The 19,275-nt window shown below is 61.1% G+C and carries 17 protein-coding genes; 9 read left to right on the top strand and 8 right to left on the bottom strand.

From position 1 onward, the window contains the following. The first annotated feature begins 122 nt into the window (after positions 1-122). Positions 123-1,019, top strand: coding sequence for an AraC-like ligand-binding domain-containing protein (locus HZZ13_RS05455; RefSeq protein ID WP_197958622.1), 897 nt, complete (start codon positions 123-125; stop codon positions 1,017-1,019). Positions 1,020-1,119: 100 nt separating this feature from the next. Here HZZ13_RS05455 and HZZ13_RS05450 read toward each other — a convergent pair whose 3' ends face one another. The 7 genes from HZZ13_RS05450 to HZZ13_RS05420 form a co-directional block, all read right to left on the bottom strand. Then, positions 1,120-1,815, bottom strand: coding sequence for an ATP-binding cassette domain-containing protein (locus tag HZZ13_RS05450; RefSeq protein ID WP_197958621.1), 696 nt, complete (start codon positions 1,813-1,815; stop codon positions 1,120-1,122). Further along, positions 1,812-3,545 (bottom strand): branched-chain amino acid ABC transporter ATP-binding protein/permease, encoded by a 1,734-nt coding sequence (locus HZZ13_RS05445; protein ID WP_197958620.1) that lies wholly within the window; start codon positions 3,543-3,545, stop codon positions 1,812-1,814. Before HZZ13_RS05445 ends, HZZ13_RS05450 begins: the two co-directional genes overlap by 4 nt. Beyond that, entirely contained in the window at positions 3,523-4,377 is an 855-nt protein-coding gene (locus tag HZZ13_RS05440; RefSeq protein WP_197958619.1) for a branched-chain amino acid ABC transporter permease, read from the bottom strand. The genes HZZ13_RS05445 and HZZ13_RS05440 overlap by 23 nt, the downstream gene beginning before the upstream one ends. Before the next feature lie 13 nt (positions 4,378-4,390). Beyond that, positions 4,391-5,572 (bottom strand): substrate-binding domain-containing protein, encoded by a 1,182-nt coding sequence (locus HZZ13_RS05435; protein ID WP_311972604.1) that lies wholly within the window; start codon positions 5,570-5,572, stop codon positions 4,391-4,393. A 40-nt stretch (positions 5,573-5,612) separates the two neighbouring features. Beyond that, positions 5,613-7,022 carry an indoleacetamide hydrolase gene (gene iaaH, locus HZZ13_RS05430; protein WP_197958617.1) on the bottom strand — a complete coding sequence of 470 codons (1,410 nt, stop codon included), beginning with the start codon at positions 7,020-7,022 and terminating at the stop codon, positions 5,613-5,615. 138 nt (positions 7,023-7,160) lie between these two features. Continuing rightward, positions 7,161-7,889: a helix-turn-helix transcriptional regulator gene (locus HZZ13_RS05425; protein WP_197958616.1), complete on the bottom strand. Its 729-nt coding sequence runs from the start codon at positions 7,887-7,889 to the stop codon at positions 7,161-7,163. A gap of 236 nt (positions 7,890-8,125) precedes the next feature. Continuing rightward, a complete protein-coding gene (locus HZZ13_RS05420) occupies positions 8,126-9,043 on the bottom strand; it encodes a LysR family transcriptional regulator (protein WP_197958879.1) in 918 nt (305 codons plus the stop codon). A gap of 99 nt (positions 9,044-9,142) precedes the next feature. Here HZZ13_RS05420 and mdlC point away from each other — a divergent pair, with 99 nt between their 5' ends. From mdlC to HZZ13_RS05400, 4 genes are all read left to right on the top strand, one after another. Further along, positions 9,143-10,783, top strand: coding sequence for a benzoylformate decarboxylase (gene mdlC / locus HZZ13_RS05415; protein WP_197958615.1), 1,641 nt, complete (start codon positions 9,143-9,145; stop codon positions 10,781-10,783). 9 nt (positions 10,784-10,792) lie between these two features. After that, positions 10,793-12,244: an aldehyde dehydrogenase gene (locus tag HZZ13_RS05410; protein WP_197958614.1), complete on the top strand. Its 1,452-nt coding sequence runs from the start codon at positions 10,793-10,795 to the stop codon at positions 12,242-12,244. A gap of 254 nt (positions 12,245-12,498) precedes the next feature. Further along, positions 12,499-13,911 (top strand): MFS transporter, encoded by a 1,413-nt coding sequence (locus HZZ13_RS05405; RefSeq protein WP_197958613.1) that lies wholly within the window; start codon positions 12,499-12,501, stop codon positions 13,909-13,911. Positions 13,912-13,966: 55 nt separating this feature from the next. Then, positions 13,967-15,145: a 4-hydroxybenzoate 3-monooxygenase gene (locus HZZ13_RS05400; protein ID WP_197958612.1), complete on the top strand. Its 1,179-nt coding sequence runs from the start codon at positions 13,967-13,969 to the stop codon at positions 15,143-15,145. Positions 15,146-15,794: 649 nt separating this feature from the next. Here the strand turns inward: HZZ13_RS05400 and HZZ13_RS37760 are convergent. Next, positions 15,795-16,043: a Ku family protein gene (locus HZZ13_RS37760; RefSeq protein WP_446471679.1), complete on the bottom strand. Its 249-nt coding sequence runs from the start codon at positions 16,041-16,043 to the stop codon at positions 15,795-15,797. Positions 16,044-16,308: 265 nt separating this feature from the next. Between HZZ13_RS37760 and HZZ13_RS05390 the strand changes: the two genes are divergently transcribed. The 4 genes from HZZ13_RS05390 (at position 16,309) to HZZ13_RS05375 (ending at position 19,147) form a co-directional block, all read left to right on the top strand. Next, positions 16,309-16,533, top strand: coding sequence for a hypothetical protein (locus tag HZZ13_RS05390; protein ID WP_197958611.1), 225 nt, complete (start codon positions 16,309-16,311; stop codon positions 16,531-16,533). Further along, positions 16,530-16,778 carry a hypothetical protein gene (locus tag HZZ13_RS05385; protein WP_197958610.1) on the top strand — a complete coding sequence of 83 codons (249 nt, stop codon included), beginning with the start codon at positions 16,530-16,532 and terminating at the stop codon, positions 16,776-16,778. The genes HZZ13_RS05390 and HZZ13_RS05385 overlap by 4 nt, the downstream gene beginning before the upstream one ends. A 162-nt stretch (positions 16,779-16,940) precedes the next feature. Continuing rightward, positions 16,941-18,254 (top strand): DUF2130 domain-containing protein, encoded by a 1,314-nt coding sequence (locus tag HZZ13_RS05380; protein WP_197958609.1) that lies wholly within the window; start codon positions 16,941-16,943, stop codon positions 18,252-18,254. A 23-nt stretch (positions 18,255-18,277) separates the two neighbouring features. Next, entirely contained in the window at positions 18,278-19,147 is an 870-nt protein-coding gene (locus tag HZZ13_RS05375) for a metallophosphoesterase family protein (RefSeq protein ID WP_197958608.1), read from the top strand. Positions 19,148-19,275: the final 128 nt, after the last annotated feature.

The following is a 19,275-nucleotide window of genomic DNA, read 5'->3' as shown; positions in this document are numbered from 1 at the left end:
AATGGATCGAGGGGAATCAAGAGATGCTTCTGGAAGCCACAAAGGCTGCGGCGATGCAGCCGTGCTTCGCCTCGACGGCGAGCCTTCCGCCGCGAGAGCGCTTCGACTATTGGCACGACGTGGTGAGCCGCAATCTCGTCGACCTCGATTACCGGCTAATCGGCGAAGGTCAGTTCGATGCTTCCTTCCACTGCACGCCGATCAATGGTCTCGACCTAGGCCGCATCAAGGCTTCGCCTCATGTAGCTCAGCGAAGCACGGCAGGCATCTCCCGCGCGGACAGCTCTGTACTAGTCTTCAATTTCGTGCTGTCGGGCTCGCTGGTCGCCGAGCAAGACGGTCGCTCGGCGCAGCTCAAGCTCGGCGACGGCGCGCTTTGTGATGCAACGAGACCATACAAGCTTTCCTCGCACGAGGCGTTTGAAATTGCATGCATTCGGATCCCCCGCGAGCAGTGCGTCGGCAGGATTCCGCACCTGAATCGTCTCTCGGCGTGCAATTTGAGTGAACGATCAGAGCTCGCGCCGATGGTCTTTGGCTACCTGTCGCATCTGATCGATCGGGCGCCCAATCTCACGAGCCAGGCGGCCGGCCTCAAGATATCGCAGAACTTCAAGGACCTTCTGCTCGCCCTGCTGGCGGAATTGGCCGAATCCAGCGCGCCCTCCCTTACCGAATATCGGACCCTGGCTCTGATGAGGATCAAAGAGACGGTCGAGCGCAACGTTCACGATCCCGACCTGACACCGGCGACGATCGCAGCCGAGCTCAAGCTGTCGCCGCGATATATCAACCAGCTGCTCGAAGCCGAGGGAACCTCGTTGTCCCGCTACATATGGTCAAGGCGGCTTGATCGCTGCGCCGAACAACTGAAGGATCCCGCCTTGCGCGCCCGGAGCGTCTCCCAGATCGCGATGGACAACGGGTTCAACGATCTCAGCCACTTCAGCAAGGCCTTCCGGATCAAGTTCGGAGTGGCGCCGCGCGACTATCGAAATTGTCTCGCGATGCTTTCCTAGTGTCCCAGCGCTGACGTTCGTAACGCCTTGAGCCCAAGGCAAGATCGGCTTTGTGCTTTCGAGCGCCGGTTACGTGCCAATCGCGCTGGGCCCAATCGGTTCACACTGTTAGGTGAGCAAGAATCTGCTGTCGATCGAGCTCGGACGCAGCCGCGCTTAGGGCAACTTCTCCGTGGTCCATGATTACGATGCGGTCAGCCACCCGATCGACCAATGTCAGGTTCTGTTCAACGACCAGGAACGATGCCCCGGCTTCCTTTTGCGCGAGCATGAGTTCAGCCATACGAACGACATTCTCGAACTGAACCCCCTCGGTCGGCTCGTCGATGACCATCATGGCCGATCCCTCAGAGAGACCGCGCACAAAGGACAACAGCTTCTTCTCACCGCCGGAGAGTGTTCCGGCGTACTGGCCGCGGCGTTCGGAGAGTCGCGGAAAGGCGCGAAAATAGGGCTCAAACTCATCGAGCCGGCGATCGGTGCGCATCAGTGACAGGTTTTCTGCAACTGTGAGGTCATCGAATACCACCCTCTCCTGCGGGCAATAAGTCAAACCAAGCGTCAGGTTCTCCGACGGTCGCTTCCCTGTGATCTCGACGCCTGCGAGCTGCACAGCTCCGCTCATTGGCCGCAGGAATCCGCACGCGAGCTTCGCAAGGGTCGATTTTCCAACGCCATTTCGGCCAAGCAGACACACCACCTCTCCCCGAGCGATCGAAATGCTGACGTCGCGGACGACGCGTCCTGACCCATACCCGCCAGAGATATTCTGGATCTCGAAATAGCCGCCTGTCACCGGGAGCCCCCAACATAGACCGCCCGAACTTCCGGATTTCGCTGCACCTCCTCGACGCTGCCGTCCGCGAGAAAACGGCCTTGATGCAGCACGACCACGCGGTCGGCGAGGCGGCGTACGAGCTCCATGTCGTGCTCGATGATGATGACGCGCAGGTTGAGCTCGCCTCGCGCCCATTGGATCGCGTCGATCACTGCCGTGGTTTCTTCGTGCGACAGCCCAGCACAGGGCTCATCCAGCAGCAACATACGAGGCTCGGTGATCAGCGCCATCGTGAGTTCGAGAATTTGACGCTCGCCATGTGAAAGAGCAGATGCCGGCCTTGTTCCATCATCCAGAAATTGGAAGCGCCTGCGCATCTCTTCAAGCAGCGGCGAGGTCCATCCAAACAGACCTGATCGAAGCAGGTCGAACCCGCGCCAACGCCCGGCCCAGAGCGCTACGGCCAGGTTTTCGTCGATGGTCAACTTCGGAAACACTGACGGGGTTTGGAATTTACGGGCCACTCCCTTACTTGCAACGATCGCCGGCTCTGGCCGAAGCACGTCCGCTCCATCAATGACAATCCTGCCACCTCGCCTCGGCAGCATGCCGGTCATGACATTGAGCGTCGAGGTCTTCCCGGCTCCGTTCGGGCCGATAACGCAGAGTACGGCTTCCTCGCCCGTACGCACCGACAGGCCATCGAGAATGGTCACATCCCCGACGCGCACACGCACATCCTCAAATGCCACAGAGAGGGACGTTGCAATGCGCGGCTTGCCGGGGGCTACTGATCGGGCGCGTGTGACAGTCCTCGTGAATGATAATCTCCGCAATGGCACAAAGAGTGTCATGAGTCCGCCGGGAAGGCGAAGAACGACGACGATGAAGAACAAGGCGATGCCAATTTCCCACCAGGGGAAGCGATCACGCAACTCGGCCGATAGAACCCCGACGACGATCGCGCCGATCACAGGGCCGAGCACGGTGGCACGACCGCCGACAGCGGCAAAAATTACGAGGTCACCGGAAAAGGCGAAGCCTGCAAGATCAGGCGTCACGAGGTTTTGCTGCGGAGCATAAAGAGCCCCCGCAAGTCCGGCGAGACCGGATGCTACCGCAAACGCCGCAGCCTTGATAACCGCAACGTCATAACCGAGAAAAGCGAGCCGGCGTTCGTTGTCGGCGGTTGCCCGCCACAACACCCCAATTGGCGCGTGCAAGAGGTAGTCGACGGCAGCAATGCTCAGCCCAAGGAGAATCGCAATGAGATAGTAGAGGTCGAGAAAGCCATCCAAGCCGGGAAGGCCTGGAATATTGCGAAGTCCATTGAATCCTCCCGTGACCCTGCTCCATCCGTTCGCCACCTGAAATGCTGCCAGCGTCAACGCGAGCGTCATCAGCGAGAATGACGGGCCTTGCTCAAACCGCCCTCGGAACACCAGAGCAGCGAATGCAAAGGCAAGAACAGCGACGAGAACGCAAGCGGCGGGCAGCGCGAGATAAGCGATCGGCGACGAGCCGAGAGCGAGCAGCCCATGGGCCGTGACGTAGGCGGCGATCGCGACAAACATTCCCTGCCCAAGCGGCAGAATTCCGGCCTGCCCCCACGCCAGACCAATCCCCAACGCGGCCAGGCCGTAGATGAAATAGAGGCCGAGCTGATAGGCCCAGAACTCACCCAGCAAGGGTGGAATGAGGATCAGGAACGCCAGTATCAGGAGACTACGGACGAGGAAATAAGCCACGGGGTCGCTGCCAAAGGAAGAGGATCGAGATGAGGAGCATAGCGAGATAGGCGGAGGTCGGGCTGACGGCGGCAGACAAAACACTTTGCAGGCCACCGATGATGGTCGCGCCAGCGAATAACCCGGCTACCGTTCCCATTCCGCCGACGACCAGTGCGAAGAATGAGTTCACGATGAAGGTCAGTCCCATGAACGGTTCGACCGGCGTCAGCGGCGCGACCATGACGCCGGCAACACCTGCCAATGCAGTGCCCGTGATGAAGGTGTTACGCGCCAGTTCACGCGTTCGGATGCCGACGGCCTCCGCGAGCACGGGATTGCCGACCATGGCGCGGATCCGGGCACCGGTCGGAGCGCGCCGGTACCAGACAAACAGGCTGGCAAGCACCAAGGCAGCGACGACCATCAGCACCAATCGGTACGCCGGATAGGACTCACCAAAGAGGCTCACTGAGCCGCCGATCGGTATCTCCACGCTGCGATAGCCCCGGCCGAACCCGAGCTCGACACACTTGCGAAGCAGCAGTCCCAGCCCCCAGGTTGCCAGCAGCGTCTCGAACGGTTCGTAATGCAACGGCCTTATCAGGCATCGCTCCACGACGAGGCCGATCACCCCACAAACCAGCGCCGCGGCCGGTATCGCGAGCCAATATGGAAGCCCTGCCCTTTGCACAATATAGGCGGCATACGCGCCTATCATGATGAACTCGCCATGCGCGATGTTCAGGACATTCAACAAGCCCATCACGACGGCGAGGCCGAGGACCAACATCGCAAGGATCAGGGCTTCGAACACGACGTTGAGCCCCTGCGTGAAGAGCAAAGCCTCCATACCATCGACCTCGTCAGGTGCAGGACTGCTGTGTCGGTACAGCCGCAAAGGTGTCAATCACAGCGAACTTCGCCCCCTCGCAACGAGCCAGGAAAATGTTCTTCGAGGTGTGACGATGCGTCATGGTCATCGGCCCGCTTGGGGTGTCGAACTGCACACCCTCGGCAGCCGCGGCGAAGTCCTTGGCGGTGAGCGAATTGGACTTGCTCGTTACAGCGGCCGCGAACACAAACGCATCGTAAAGGCCTTTGGATATGGTGCATTGCTGCGGCGCCTTGTCGCCATACTTCTTGGTCAATTCGCCAATGAAGGCCTTGTTTTCCGGAAGATCGAGATCCGCGAAATAGCTGAGGCTCGAGTAGAGGTTCTTGCTGGCATCCTTCCCGATTCCGATCAGCGTATTCTCCTCGAGCAGGCACGACAGGCGGAGGATATCGTCGGACAGATTGAAGTCGGCGAAGGTGCGGTTGAAATTGACGTTGTCGCCGCCGACCAGGGTTTGCAGCACGATGGCGGGCTTCGCAGACTTGATCTTGGCTACCGTGTTCTCGAACTTGTTCGGCGCGCCGAGCGGGTAATAATCCTCCGCGACGACGGTACCGCCGAGATCAGCGATGTATTTCTTCGCCTTGTCATTGGTGGTGCGTGGCCAGACGTAGTCGTTGCCGACGAGGTAGAAGGTCTTGCCCTTGGCGAGTTCGACCATCCTCGGAAGCGTCTTCTGCAACTCCTGCTCGGGCACTTCGCCGAGGAAGTAGACGTTGGACGAGCAGTCGTCGCCCTCGAACAGGGGCGTGTAAACGTAGGGGATCTTGCCTTTGACCACGTTCTCCACGCCCTGCCGAACAGCACTGTCGTGCGAGCCGAAGATCATCTCGACCTTGTCGCTCAACATCAATTTGACGGCGCTCTTGGCCACTTCGGCAGGCGAGGCTCCCGCGTCGGCGAAGATGATTTCGGCTTGGCGTCCGAGAATTCCGCCTTTGGCATTGATGGTCGCCGCGCCCAGCTCTGCCGCTGCGCGTTGCGCAGGCCCGAACAAGGCAGCCGGCCCCGAATCGGCGACAAGAACGCCGATCTTTAGCGCGTCTGCCGCGCGCGCAGGGCGAATGATCGCGGGCGCACCTATCGCAAGGGCTGCCGCACCGGCGGCACGGACGAGGTCGCGACGAGTCATCCTGATTGATTTAAGCACTTTTCCCTCCAATGATGTCATGACGATATGTGCAATCGGGTCACGGTGTCGGCGGCGCCGGAAGCAACTCTTCCAGAGCGATGGCAAGCGAAAGCAAGTCTCGATCCCCGCCGGCGGGAGCGTCGAATTCAAGACCGACCGGCAGACCAGCCGAGGTCAGGCCAGCGGGAAGGCTAATGCCGGGAAGGCCGGCATTGCTTCCAGGGTCAGTGTTACGAATGACAGTTGCAAAGGTCGGAACGACGCGGCCATTGAGCGTTACGTTATCGTCTTCCCCAACGAGTGGTGCCGGCAGCGGTGTCGTTGGAAAGACGACAGCATCGATCTGGTTTTCGGCAAAACATGCGCGATAGAGCGAGATCAGCTTCGGCCGATGGATTTCCATGGCCTCCCGATAAGCCTTTGCTGGAACTTCCGATGCGGGGTTCAGCAAAGGATCGAGAGCGGCTTTGACGTCGGGGCTGGCTACCTCTGCCACGATCTCGGCAAAGCGCGGAGCGATCCCTTCGTCTCTTAGATACGCATCGAGGTCACGTTTGACTTCATAGAGCGCCACCGTGAACGAAACTGCCTCATTCGGTACGGCAATCTCGTGCAGATCGACTTCGATCAAGGTGACGCCTGCGCGCTTGAGCACGTCGAGAGCCGCTTCGCAAATACTGGCGGTCTCCGGCTCCAGATCATCCCAGAAGAATGACCTGGGCACGCCAATCCGGAGATCCGATAGGCGCTTCACCGGGACAGGGCTGGCATCGCCCGTGACAGCAGCGTCGAGGGCTGCGAGGTCGGCGGCATGTCGCGCCAAAGGCCCCGCAGTGTCGCGCGTTGACGAGATTGGAACGATGCCCGCCTGCGGCCACCGCAACACCGTCGGCCGAAAGCCCATCACGCCGCAGAATGCAGCGGGAACGCGGACCGATCCGCCGGTGTCGGAGCCGATGCTGGCCGGGACCAGCCGCGCGCCCACAGCCGCACCAGAGCCACCGCTCGAGCCTCCCGGTATGTGACGATCTCCAAAGGGATTCCTGATGGCTCCGAACGCCTGATTGTTCGAGCTTATGCCGAACGCCAACTCGTGCATCCCGGCTTTGCCGAAGGCAATCGCGCCGGCATCCTTCAGGGCTTTGACGACCGGAGCGTCCGTTTTAGGCCGGTGCGCACGCAATGCGGGCGTGCCGGCCGTCGTAGGCAGGCCGGCGGTATTGATGTTGTCCTTGAATGCAATCGGCACGCCATGGAGCGATCCAAGCGCCTGACCGGCCTGTCGCTGTTGATCGGCCCGGCGCGCAGCCGCCATGACCTGGTCGGCATCGAGCGTGACAAATGCGTTCAGCCCGCTGAACGTCCTCGCGCGCTCCAGCAGCGCCGAAGCAAGCGCCTCCGCGGTGATATCGCCCGAGCGGATCGCGGCAGCGGCTTCCACCACGCCCATGTCGTGCAGATTTTTCATGGCTCGTCCCAGAAATTGCTTCCAGGACGCGATCGGTAGAATGCTCCCGCCCGCAGCGGTATCAACACAAATGTGGAGCCGCGCTGCCGCATGGGCTCGGCGCGACCCCGATTCGAAGCGGTCAGAGACGACTACGGTTCAGCTGATCGGCTTCTCGCGTGCCACCAGGGCCGCAAGTTCGGCACGGTTGGCGCAGCAGCGCTTTCGCATCGCGTTGTTGATATGCGTGCGCACGGTCGCAAAGCCGATATTAAGCAACCGCGAAATATCTCGGTCCGTGCAGCCCCTTGCGACCAGGCTCGCGACGTCGCTTTCGCGCGCGGTCAAGTCCTCGTACCTGTGCATGCCCCGCAACATCGCGCCGCGCAGGAACGGCTCAAGACCGGTAAGAAGGTCGATCTCGCGACTTTCGAAATCCGGGCGCCCCGCCGCGCGCCAAATCCGGAAGTCGCCGAGATCACGGTCGCCGTCGAAGACATACATGTTGATGCCGTGATGCAGACCATCTCGCGCCAGGAAGTCGTTGTAGAACTCGGTACGGATCATATCGCGGCGAGGCAACACCTCTTCAACGAACGAGGCGCGACGGCGCTGGCGAAGCTGCGCGGTCATGGGGTCGCGAAACTGAAACCAGTCGTCGTAGCGCTTCAGATTCTGCGGATCCATATTGATCGAGACGCCGTGTTGGAAATTCGAGTAATCCGAGCGCCACACATAGGACGCTCCGAAATCCGCGCGCAGCAGCCGCAGCAGATCCGGCAGGATCGACTGTCTCAGGTCGACACTCGGGTCCATGCGCTGAAGCCGCACGACAATGTCACCGAACAGCTTCAGATCTTGCGAAACAATGTCCCGAACGCGGTTCATCGATCTATCCCTCCTCCCGGCGACCGAAGCAATTTTCTTGCCATCATAGGCAGAGGCTACGGCACCGATAAAGGGGTTTATTCAGGACAGCCCACCTGACCCGGCGTGCGCCAAGCTCAAAGGTGTCCGCCGTCCACTAACAGGACAGATGTCTAAACCATTGCATCCAAACCTCTTTGGCTGCTGTCGCAACTAGTTCGGGGTGTACTCAAGCATGCCGATGGTCGGATTTGCGATCAGCGTTTGCGGCTTCCCACCGAGGTCAGCCGCCTCAACTCGTCCAGCAGCTTCACTGCCGGGACGGCCAGGAGACCCCGCCGACGGCGAAACGCTACCAGCCTTCGCCGCCCATCAACCCCGGCGATCGAAAGAGGAGCGATGAGACCCGCGCGCCGCTCCGGCTCGAACATCGGCTCCGCCATCCAGCTCAGAAACCCGGAATCGACGACGAGACTCTTGAGCACTGTAATCGAGCGCGTCCTGACGATCACGTCGGGCATGCCGAGGCCTTGCTCCGCGAACACACGCTCGACGTGTTGATGCGGTCCGGTGCCAGGCGGCGGAATCGTCCATTTCTCGTGAAGCGTATCGGCGAGCGTCAACTTTCGACGACGCCTGAGAGGGTGCCCGGACGAAACGATCACGTGGCTCGTGTCCTCCCAGCAGCAATCACGAATTGCAACGATTTCGTCCGTGTCCGGCGCGTCCGCGCCCAAGGCGAGATCGATCTCGTGCTTCGACAAACTCGCTGCCAACAAGTCCCAGACGCCTTCAAAGACTTCGAAATGAAGGCCGGGCCATTTGGTCAAGGTACGCTCGATCGCGGGCGGCAGGATCGAACTCGCGATGCTCGCCACCGCCCCGACCCGGACGGTCCCCTTCGCCGCGCCACGCAGCGCCTGAATTTCCTCCAGCGCCTGCGTGGCCTCGACATGCAACGAAGTCGCGTGCGGTAAGAAGGCCCTCCCGATATCGGTCAGTTGCATGCCCTTGGAGTGGCGCTCGAAGAGCTCCGCGCCGAGTTGCTGCTCCAGCCGCTTGATGGCCCGGCTCAGCGCGGGCTGTGTCATGTTCAACAGGGCAGCCGCCCGACCAAGGCTCCCCGCCTTGGCGATCGTGGTGAAGGTCGTCAGTTGTTCGATGCTCAGAGCCATAACCAAGTGTAATGACTTTTCCTGATTTATTCAATTCTCTGCAATGACCTCCCTCCCCTAGTGTCCGGCCGACGACAAAAAAACGGGATGGGAACGGCCATGGCCACTGGGACGGATACGTTCGAGCAACGACGCGTGACCGCGCCGACTGTGCGCGATGCCGTCGTCGATCTGCTGCGTCGTCTGAACATGACGTCCGTCTTCGCCAACCCAGGATCGACGGAATTGCCGTTGTTCCGGCACTTCCCCGACGATTTCCGCTACGTTCTCGGACTCCAAGAGGCCGTTGTGGTCGGCATGGCCGACGGCTTTGCGCAGGCGACGCGCAACGCCGCCTTCGTCAACCTGCATTCGGCGGCCGGCGTTGGCAACGCCATGGGAAACATCTTTACCGCGTTCAAGAACCGGACGCCCCTCGTCATCACGGCCGGCCAACAGGCCCGCTCCATCCTGCCTTTCGATCCGTTCCTCGCCTCTCGAGAGGCCACCGAGCTTCCAAAGCCCTATGTGAAATGGAGCATCGAACCTGCACGTGCCGAGGACGTGCCGCATGCCATCGCGCGCGCCTATTACATCGCGATGACGCAGCCTTGCGGGCCCGTCCTGGTCTCGGTGCCCGTGGACGATTGGGATCGTCCGGCCGAGTATCTGCCGACGCGTGTGGTCAGCCAACAGGTTCGCCCCGATCCAGCCATTCTCGACCAGATCGGAAGCGCCCTCGATCGTTCGAAGCGGCCGGCCTTCGTCGTCGGAGCGGCCGTTGATCGTGACGGGGCCTTCAACGAGGTCCGGCAACTCGCCGAAGGGCACAATGCGCGCGTCTTCACTGCGCCGATGTCCGGCCGCTGCAGCTTCCCCGAGGACCACCGCCTGTTTGCGGGATTCCTGCCGGCGATCCGAGAGAAGATCGTCCATCTGCTCGACGGACACGATCTCGTCTTCGCGATCGGCGCGCCGGCGTTCTCGTATCATGTCGAGGGGTTCGGTCCGCACCTGCCAGAGGGAGCCGCGCTCTTCCAGCTGACCGACGATCCCCAGACCGCCGCATGGACGCCGGAGGGAATGGCTGCGATCGGCAGCGTCCGGCTCGGCCTCCTGGATCTTCTGGCACGCGCGACGCCGCCGACACGCACCACTCCTCCTGGTCGCACCATCGCGCGGCGCGTGGAGGCGACGGCACCGCTCTCAACGGCCTTCGTGATGCAAACCATTGCGGACATGAGACCGACCGGTGGAATCATCGTCGAGGAAGCGCCGGGCGCCAGGCCTGTAATGCAGGCGCACTTGCCCATCACCCAGAGCGAAGCCTTCTACACGATGGACAGCGGCGGCCTCGGTTACGGCATGCCGGCGGCTGTCGGCGTGGCTCTCGGAAAGCCCGGCCGCCGTGTGATTGCCCTGATGGGCGACGGCTCCAGCCTCTACTCGATCCAGGCGATCTGGAGCGCAGCACAACTTGGTCTATCCGTCACCTTCGTCATTCTCAAGAACGGGCGCTACGCCGCGCTGCAGGACTTCGCACCCGTGTTCGGCTTCAGTTCGCAAGAGCACGTTCAGGGCACCGACCTTCCCGGGCTCGATTTCGTCTCGATTGCGAGGGGCCTTGGCTGCTCTGCAGTCCATGTCGGGAACGGCAAGGGCCTCCACGACGCTTTGGCCAAGGCATTTTCGTCCGAGCGACCAACACTGATCGAGGTCGAGGTCGAGGACGGAGACCTGCAGAAATCGAACAGAACCTAGGGAGTGAATATGAACACGATTTCGATGTTGATCGCGGGCGAGCAACGAGCGGCCACCGGTAACGCCATGTTCGAGCGCCTCAATCCGCTCGATGGCCAGATTGCAACGCGAGCACCGGCAGCCACAGCGCACGATGCGGTTGCAGCCGTGGAAGCAGCTGCTGCTGCCTTCCCGAGCTGGTCTGCGACAGGTCCCTCGGAGCGCCGCGCCCTTCTGACCAAGGCAGCGCACGCGCTGGAAGCCAAGGCCGCTGCATTTGCCGCGGCCATCGCTGCAGAGACTGGCGGATCGGGGATCTGGGCTGGGTTCAACGTCCATCTCGCAGCCGGCATGCTGCTTGAGGCCGCGGCGATGACAACGCAGATCAGCGGCGAGATCATTCCCTCCGACGTACCCGGCAGCTTCGCGATGGCGGTGCGGCAACCCGCCGGGGTGGTCCTGGGCATGGCGCCGTGGAATGCGCCTGTGATCCTCGGCGTGCGAGCCATTGCATTGCCCCTGGCTTGCGGCAACACCGTCGTTCTGAAGGGCTCCGAGCTGTGCCCCGCAACCCACGGGCTGATCGTCGAGGCGTTCAAGGAAGCCGGCTTTCCGAAGGGCGTCGTCAACTACGTCACCAATGCTCCATCGGACGCAGGACCTGTCGTCGAAGCAATGATCGCGCATCCCGCCGTGCGCCGGGTCAATTTCACGGGATCGACCCGCGTCGGAAAGATCATTGCCGCCACATGCGCGAAGTACCTCAAGCCGGCGGTCCTCGAACTCGGGGGCAAGGCGCCGCTCGTCGTTCTTGACGATGCCGACATCGGCGCCGCCGTGAACGCAGCCGCGTTTGGTGCCTTTGCGAATTCGGGCCAGATCTGCATGTCGACCGAGCGAATCATCGTTGACGAGGCCATCGCCGACGAATTCGTGCGTCGCCTTGCCGACAAGGCGTGCAAGCTGCCGCTTGGCGATCCGAGAAAGGGCCCCGTCGTTCTCGGCTCCGTCGTCGACATGACCACCGTCAAGCGCTGCAACGATCTCATCGACGACGCACTCGCGAAAGGCGCAAAGCTGCTGTGCGGCGCGAAAGCTGAGTCCACGCTGATGCCGGCCACGCTGATCGACGGTGTCACATCGAACATGAAGATCTACAGCGAGGAGTCCTTCGGACCGATCAAGCCCATCGTTCGGGTCAAGGGCGAGGACGCAGCGATCGCCTGCGCAAACGACAATGCCTACGGCTTGTCGTCCGCCGTGTTCACCAGGGATACATCGAGAGGCATGCGCGTCGCGTCGCGCATTCAATCCGGCATCTGCCACATCAATGGCCCCACCGTTCATGACGAGGCTCAGATGCCCTTCGGAGGCGTCAAGGACAGCGGATACGGGCGATTTGGCGGCAAGGCCGGAATCGCCGAGTTCACGGACACCCGCTGGATGACCATTCAGACAAGCGAACGACACTATCCGTTCTGATCAGGCGCGAGTCCGATCTCAATCTCCAATGAAGTGACGTCGCCTACCTCAGCATTGCTGGGGAGGCACGGCGAAGCTCGTCCAGAGGAGCGAAGGATGTCAGGTCAACAGCTACAGCGCCATGGGACCGCCATTCTCGGCTCCGGCGCGAACGGACTCTTGTTTCGGTCCCTTGAAGGCCGATCGGACGTCGCGGTGATCCGACACATCGACGCAAAACAACAGGGAGGGAAGTTGTGACAGAGACGTACCCCATGGGCCACTTGTCCACTCCACACATCGCGGCAACCAGCTCCGGTCCAACTCGCCTTCCTGGTGAGGTGAGCAGCGGCGGCGACAGCGCACATCCGTCGCTGGACATCGGGCAGCTCCTTGATGATGGCCCCTGGACCGTCCTGCAGAAGATCGTCGTCTTCATCGCCGCCCTGTCGATCATCATGGACGGGTTCGATGGACAGCTGATTGGCTTCGCTGTCCCAGTTCTGATGAAGGAGTGGGGCGTCACCCGCGGCGACTTTGCTCCCGCCCTTGCCGCCGGGCTGGTCGGAATGGGAATAGGGAGCGCCTTCGCCGGCCTACTCGCTGACCGGTTCGGGCGACGTGGCGCCGTGATCGTCAGCGTGATGGTTTTCGGGCTGGCAACCTTCTGCATCGGCTTCTCAGCCAACGTCTGGCAGATCGGCGCACTGCGATTTATTGCGGGGCTCGGCATCGGTGGAGCCTTGCCGAGCTCCACCACCGTTGCAGCGGAGTTCACACCCGCACGACGGCGGACGCTCGCCATTACCGCGACCATCGTCTGTGTCCCGCTTGGAGGCATGCTCGCCGGGCTGTTCGCCAGCGTCGTCCTGCCGAACCTCGGTTGGAGGGCCCTGTTCTTTCTTGGAGGAGCTCTGGCCGTGCTCCTTGGCTTCCTTCTGCTCTTCATTCTCCCGGAAACACCGCGTTTTCTCGTGCGCCGGCCAGCGCGTTGGGCCGAGCTGCGCCAGCTCGTCGGACGCATGTCGCGACCGGTCGCAGCCGACATCGTCTTCACGGATTTAGGCGAGCAGAGAATCGAGAAACGCGAGGGCTTTCTTGCATTGTTCGAGAAGGGCCGAGCTCGCGACACGATCGCGCTCTGGTGCGCCTTCTTTCTCAACCTGCTTGCCGTCTATAGCGCGTTCACGTGGCTGCCGACGATGCTGACGTCCGAGGGGCTGGACGTCGCGATCGCGGGGTCCGGTTTGACGGCCTACAACTTCGGAGGCGTGCTCGGCGCGTTGACATGCGCCATGGCCATCACCCGGTACGGCTCCCGTTGGCCGCTCCTGCTCTGCAGCTTCCTCGGCGCCACCACCGCGCTTTACCTGACCCGCGTGAACATCGGGCTGGAGGCAAACATTCTGATAGCAGGCTTCGGTGTGCAGGGTTTCTTCGCCAATGCGGTGCAGTCGACCATGTATGCCGTGTGCGCATATGTCTACCCGACCTCAGTCCGGGCCACGGGCACTGCCTCCGCCCTCGCCTTTGGTCGGCTTGGAGCCATCCTCAGTGCTTTTGCCGGTGCAACGGTGATCACGGTCGGCGGAAAGGACGGCTATCTCCTGATGCTGGGCGTCGCCATGATCGGTCTCACCCTCTCGCTCGCCGTCGTTGGTCGCCACATCCCCGCGCGCAAAACATGACGAGAGGTCGTTACAGCCGCTCGACACATCCGGAAGATTCCGAGAGGAACATTCAATGCGAACACAAGTAGGTATAGTCGGAGCGGGTCCAGCGGGGCTACTGCTCTCGCATATGCTGCATCTAAGTGGCATCGAGTCGATCATCATTGAAAGCCGGTCGCAGGCCGAGATCGAGCAGACGATCCGGGCCGGCGTGCTCGAGCAGTCGACCGTAGATCTGATGACCGAGATCGGTGCCGGAGATCGCATGAAGCGCGAGGGTTTCGTGCATGGCGGCTTCGAATTGCGCTTCGCCGGCCGCGGACATCGCATCGATCTTCAGAATCTGGCGAACGGCCGCACGATTACCGTTTATCCGCAGCACGAAGTCCTGAAAGACCTGATCGCGCTCCGCTTGCGGACGGGCGGCCAGATTCATTTTGAGGCCAAGGTAACCAGCATCGACGTTGTCACATCGGACCAGCCCGCCATCCGATTTGCCACCAAGCAAGGCGAGACGCGCGAACTGCGCTGCGACTTCGTCGCCGGATGTGATGGCGGCTACGGCACAAGCCGCGCCGCGATACCGGAACGTCTGGTCCGCCGCGACTATTTCCGCGTCTACCCGTTCGGATGGTTCGGTATCCTCGCCAAAGCACCGCCGTCGTCCGAGGAACTGATATATGCTCACCACGAACGCGGGTTCGCGCTGATCTCGACGAGATCTCCGGACGTGCAGCGCATGTATTTCCAATGCGACCCCACCGACAGCGTGGATAACTGGTCCGACGATCGGATTTGGAGCGAACTGCAGGCCCGGGTGGGCGGCGACGGGTTCGAGCTCAAGACGGGGGCGATCTTTCAGAAGGGAATCATCCCCCTCCGCTCCTTCGTCTGCGAGCCGATGCAACATGGGCGACTATTCCTTGCGGGCGACGCAGCCCACTCCGTCCCTCCGACCGGCGCTAAGGGCTTGAATTTGGCGGCGGCGGACGTGCACGTCCTCGCCCGAGCTCTGTCCTCGTATTACGCCAATCGATCGACCGACCTTTTGGATGCCTATTCGCGCACCGCGCTTCGCCGCGTTTGGCGCGCTCAGCACTTCTCTTGGTGGATGACGTCGATGCTCCATCGATTCCATGAGGGGACTGAATTCGACCTAAGGCGCCAAGTCGCAGAGCTTGAGCTCGTGGCCTCGTCCAGGGCGGCCGCGACAACTCTCGCGGAAAACTATGTAGGGCTACCGTTGGCGTGACGCTCCGATCGCCACCACTAGCAATCGAGCGCAATTCGGCGAATCGATAGGCTAACCGCGTCTGCCCCCTCGAAAATGCGGAACCTTCGGGCTCGCTCATGGCGCCTGTTGGTTTTGGTCCGGCCTCGGAGCTACTACTCGCAAACCCGTCGCCTGGACGACCAACAATTTCGGTCAAACGTGACGAGGCTGGTGCAATTGGCGATCAAGCCGCTCCAACCGCTGCCGTCAGCAGCACAATCGCAGAAAATCGTAGTTTGGCGCACAATATCGCAGTTTTGGTAGCGGGGAATCGACTCGAACCCCGAATCAACCTTTTTCGCCGTCGCACTAAACTGGACCCCTATCCCATCGACGAAATGAAGGCAGATCCATCCGCCGTGCGACAAACGGGATCAGCTTCTCGGTCGCAGTGGCTGCACTACTCTCGTCAATTCGATCGCGTTGGCGGGCTGTTCGCTCAAGGAGCAATACGCCGACTTCCGCTGCGACTTGGCCGCAGGCTTCTTAGCCGCCACCTTGGGCTTCTTGCCCTCGATCGGCATCAGCATTTCCTTCAGGCCGCTCGACTCCTTGCGCGGCCTTTTGGCAGGGCTTGGCCCCTTTCGCCGGCGCGGCCTCGCGCCCGACACTTCTGCGCAGCCCTCCATCAGGTCGACACGTTCTCACCCTTCGGCCGCTCCTTCGGCACGATCGGCTTACCAGCGCGTTTTTGGTTGATGAGATCGATCAGGACAGTTTCGTACTGGTCCTCGAACTTCTCAGGCTCGAAGCGTCCCGACCTTTGGCTCACGATGTACTTGGCGAGATCCAGCATGTCCTTCGTGATTTTGACGTCCTGGATCTCGTGGAAGTACTCCTGCTCGGAGCGAACTTCGTATGGATAGCGCAGCAACATGCCGACGAGCCCCTTCTCGAGCGCCGCGCGATAATATGCTTCCGGTTGGTCAGTACGACCCGGCCGATCGCGACCCTGTTCATCTCCCGGATCGTTTCGCGGATCACCGCAAAGGCGTCAGGGCCAACCTTGCCGTCGGCCCTTAGGTAGCACGGCCGGATCAGATACCGTGCCGCTGCCGGCAGTTCCCGCTACATCTTAAGCTGGCAGCAAAAGCTCACTAAGCCTCTTGACTCTCCTAGAACAAAATAGGAACATTACTTCAATGGCCGCCTGTCCAGAGCAAACCGCCTCCCCCGCGGATGACCTGGAGGTCGCGGCGGACCAAGCGATTGCGGCCTGCGGCGGAGATGCTCGAGAAACGGTCAAGGCCCTGCTCATCGCCTTCGACTTCCTTGAAGTCGAGGCCGCCGAGCTACGAGCAGCGCTATCGAAGGGATATTCGCGCGGCCGCCACGCAGCGCTAGGCCGGCGCAAGGAGATCCAGTGATGGAAGTCACCTACTATGTGGCTTTGCCGTTCGCCCCCTCTGACGACGGAATCGCCCCCGGAGAAGCGGTCGAGTGTCTTAGTCAAAACGCCGCCGTGATGCGTGCCGAGGCGCTCTCGCGCAAACCAGGCAATGTCGGCGCGCTAGCCTTCTCCCGGACCGGAGATCCGTCCAGCGGCGACTTCGGCGATGCCAAAGTAATCCGGAGCTTCGGCGAGGTACCCGCAGACTTGTCCACACTGTGAAGGTCGATTGGGTCCGCAACGTCGCACGAACACTATCAAGGGCGTCCCATCGACCTCCGCAACCATCCCTGTGAATTGGGGGGTGAGTGGGGGGAAAATCGCACCCAGGCTACCCGGGACTCGGCTATTGCGGCAGCATTGCAGTGAAGGAGTCCAACGAAAATGAACGTAAGAGCAATGCCTGCCGCGGGCGCACTCGAGCCGACGTTGCACTGCCCGAATTGCAATCATGAGATCCACCTGACGGAATCCCTCGCCGCTCCTCTAATTGAGCAAACGCGCCAACGTTTCCAGGCACAGCTCGCCAATAAGGACGCGGAAGTCGCGCGCAAGCTCGAAGACGTACGTCTTGAACGCGAACAGCTCGCGAAATCGCGGGAGCAGCTCGAAGAGCAGATTGCACAGCGACTGGCCGCCGAGCGGACCCAAATTACCGCCATCGAGAGTAAGAAGGCCCGAGAGGCAGCAGAGGCCGACCTGCGTGCCAAAACGGCGGAGACGCAAGAGCTTCGACAGCTCCTCGAGGCGAACAATACCAAGCTTGCAGAGGCTCAGAAGGCTCAAGCTGATTTTCTGCGCAGACAGCGCGAGTTCGAAGAAGCCAAACGCGAGCTCGACCTGACTATCGAAAAGCGTGTGCAAGCTTCCGAAGAGAGTATCCGGGCTAAAGCTAAGCAGGATGCCGACGAAGCCGCGCGCCTCCGGGTCGCTGAAAAGGACCAGACCATCGAGTCAATGGCCCGCACGATCGAGGAGCTCAAGCGCAAGGCCGAGCAAGGTTCGCAGCAATCTCAAGGTGAAGTTCTGGAGCTCGAACTAGAAGACTTGTTGCGCGCAAGGTTTCCGGCCGATCTGGTCGAGCCGATCGCCAAGGGCGAGCACGGCGCCGACGTTATGCAGCAAGTTAACGGGGCAATCGGCCAGCCAGCAGGTGGAATCCTATGGGAGTCAAAGCGGACGAAAGCCTGGAATGATAATTGGCTTTCCAAGCTCCGCGACGACCAGCGTCGGTCCGGCGCCGACGTAGCCCTTATTATTTCGCAGACCCTTCCTAAGCACGTGGAGAGCTTCGATCTCGTCGACGGCGTTTGGGTCGCCCATCCGCGGTGCGCCGTTCCCGTCGCCGTTGCCCTCCGGCAGATGCTTCTCGAGGTCAACAGCACTCGGCTTGTTCAGCAGGGTCAACAGAGTAAGATGGAGCAGGTCTACAACTATCTGACGGGAACGAAATTTCGGCAGCGGGTCGAAGCCGTGGTCGAGAAATTCAACGACATGCGTGAGGATCTCGACAAGGAGCGAAAGTTTATGACTCGGCAATGGTCCAAGCGCGAAACCCAGATTGTCTCTGTCATCGAGTCAACCGTCGGCATGGTTGGCGACCTTCAAGCTATTGCGGGCAAGGCGATGCCTGAGATTCCGAGTCTGGATGTCCCATTGTTGGAGGTAGACCCCGCCTCCGAGCGAAAGTCAGCCTGAGCTCAGGCCTTGGGAGCGGAAGCATGCGCATCCTTCCGATCTCAGACATACACCTCGAGCGACGCAAGCTGGAGGAGCTACCGCAGCTGGACCCGTCGACGTTCGACGTTTTGGTGTGCGCCGGCGACATATGGGAAAGCCAGCCCGAGAAAGCTGTCCAAAGCGTAGTCCACATCGCGCAAGGAAAGCCTGCAATCATTGTCCCTGGAAATCATGATGTGTACACATTAGACCATACGGACAAGCGCACGATCTCCGATTTCCATAAGCAGATGCAAGAAGAAGCCGAGCGTCAGAACTCGCGCGCGCGTGACGATATCGTCATCGTGTTGAACTCGGAGCAGCCGGAGGGCGAAATCGGTGACGTCCGCTTTGTCGGTCTTACCTTGTGGACAGACTGGTCACAGGCTGGACGATGGATGCCGCCCGAAATTCCTGAGCTGGTTGCGCGGGGATCCCGATTTCTAGCCGGACATTGGCGCGATGGCCCAAAGGAGTTTCGCGCCGTCAGGACTGAGCGTGGCCCATTCAGTCCGTACGCTTTTCTAGCGGAGCACGCGCGCGAAAGAGCAATACTGCTGGACCAAGTCGCAACGCTCGAACGCGAAGCGACCGTGGTTGTAACGCACCACGCGCCGCTCGCACATGTCGCCGACGTGTACCAGGAGCACAGAGTCCCGTGGTGGGCGCCCGCGTTCTATTGCTCGGATCTACTCCCAAACATCCACGACAGCATCCGGCCTGAGCTATGGATTTTTGGGCATGTGCATGCATCGTTCGATGAACAACATGGCCGAACGCGCGTCGTCTGTAATCCTGTTGAGGGTGGTCACTTCAATGCGGGCCTTGTGATCGAGATCCGTCCGACGGAAGGCGAGGAAACGGGGAGCTAATGGAATGCTGCTCCTAATCGCCAACTCTTGCCTGGTGGGGTCTCGGCTCCCACCCGCACGCTCGCGAGCGCCGACATCTCGAACGTGAGCGAGCTTGTCGAACTGAGCGACTACCAGGTGCTTGCAGC

This window comes from Bradyrhizobium agreste (assembly GCF_016031625.1).
Taxonomy (GTDB): domain Bacteria; phylum Pseudomonadota; class Alphaproteobacteria; order Rhizobiales; family Xanthobacteraceae; genus Bradyrhizobium; species Bradyrhizobium agreste.
Note: the sequence above shows the minus strand (reverse complement) of the source record. Positions and strands in the feature narration are given on the sequence as shown.

Coding starts and splice junctions, on each gene's coding strand:
- HZZ13_RS05440 (WP_197958619.1), bottom strand. CDS start 4,377: ATGGAGGCTTTGCTCTTCACGCAGGGGCTCAACGTCGTGTTCGAAGCC.
- iaaH (WP_197958617.1), bottom strand. CDS start 7,022: ATGAAAAATCTGCACGACATGGGCGTGGTGGAAGCCGCTGCCGCGATC.
- HZZ13_RS05425 (WP_197958616.1), bottom strand. CDS start 7,889: ATGAACCGCGTTCGGGACATTGTTTCGCAAGATCTGAAGCTGTTCGGT.
- HZZ13_RS05420 (WP_197958879.1), bottom strand. CDS start 9,043: ATGGCTCTGAGCATCGAACAACTGACGACCTTCACCACGATCGCCAAG.
- mdlC (WP_197958615.1), top strand. CDS start 9,143: ATGGCCACTGGGACGGATACGTTCGAGCAACGACGCGTGACCGCGCCG.
- HZZ13_RS05410 (WP_197958614.1), top strand. CDS start 10,793: ATGAACACGATTTCGATGTTGATCGCGGGCGAGCAACGAGCGGCCACC.
- HZZ13_RS05405 (WP_197958613.1), top strand. CDS start 12,499: ATGGGCCACTTGTCCACTCCACACATCGCGGCAACCAGCTCCGGTCCA.
- HZZ13_RS05400 (WP_197958612.1), top strand. CDS start 13,967: ATGCGAACACAAGTAGGTATAGTCGGAGCGGGTCCAGCGGGGCTACTG.
- HZZ13_RS37760 (WP_446471679.1), bottom strand. CDS start 16,043: ATGTTGCTGCGCTATCCATACGAAGTTCGCTCCGAGCAGGAGTACTTC.
- HZZ13_RS05390 (WP_197958611.1), top strand. CDS start 16,309: ATGGCCGCCTGTCCAGAGCAAACCGCCTCCCCCGCGGATGACCTGGAG.
- HZZ13_RS05380 (WP_197958609.1), top strand. CDS start 16,941: ATGAACGTAAGAGCAATGCCTGCCGCGGGCGCACTCGAGCCGACGTTG.
- HZZ13_RS05375 (WP_197958608.1), top strand. CDS start 18,278: ATGCGCATCCTTCCGATCTCAGACATACACCTCGAGCGACGCAAGCTG.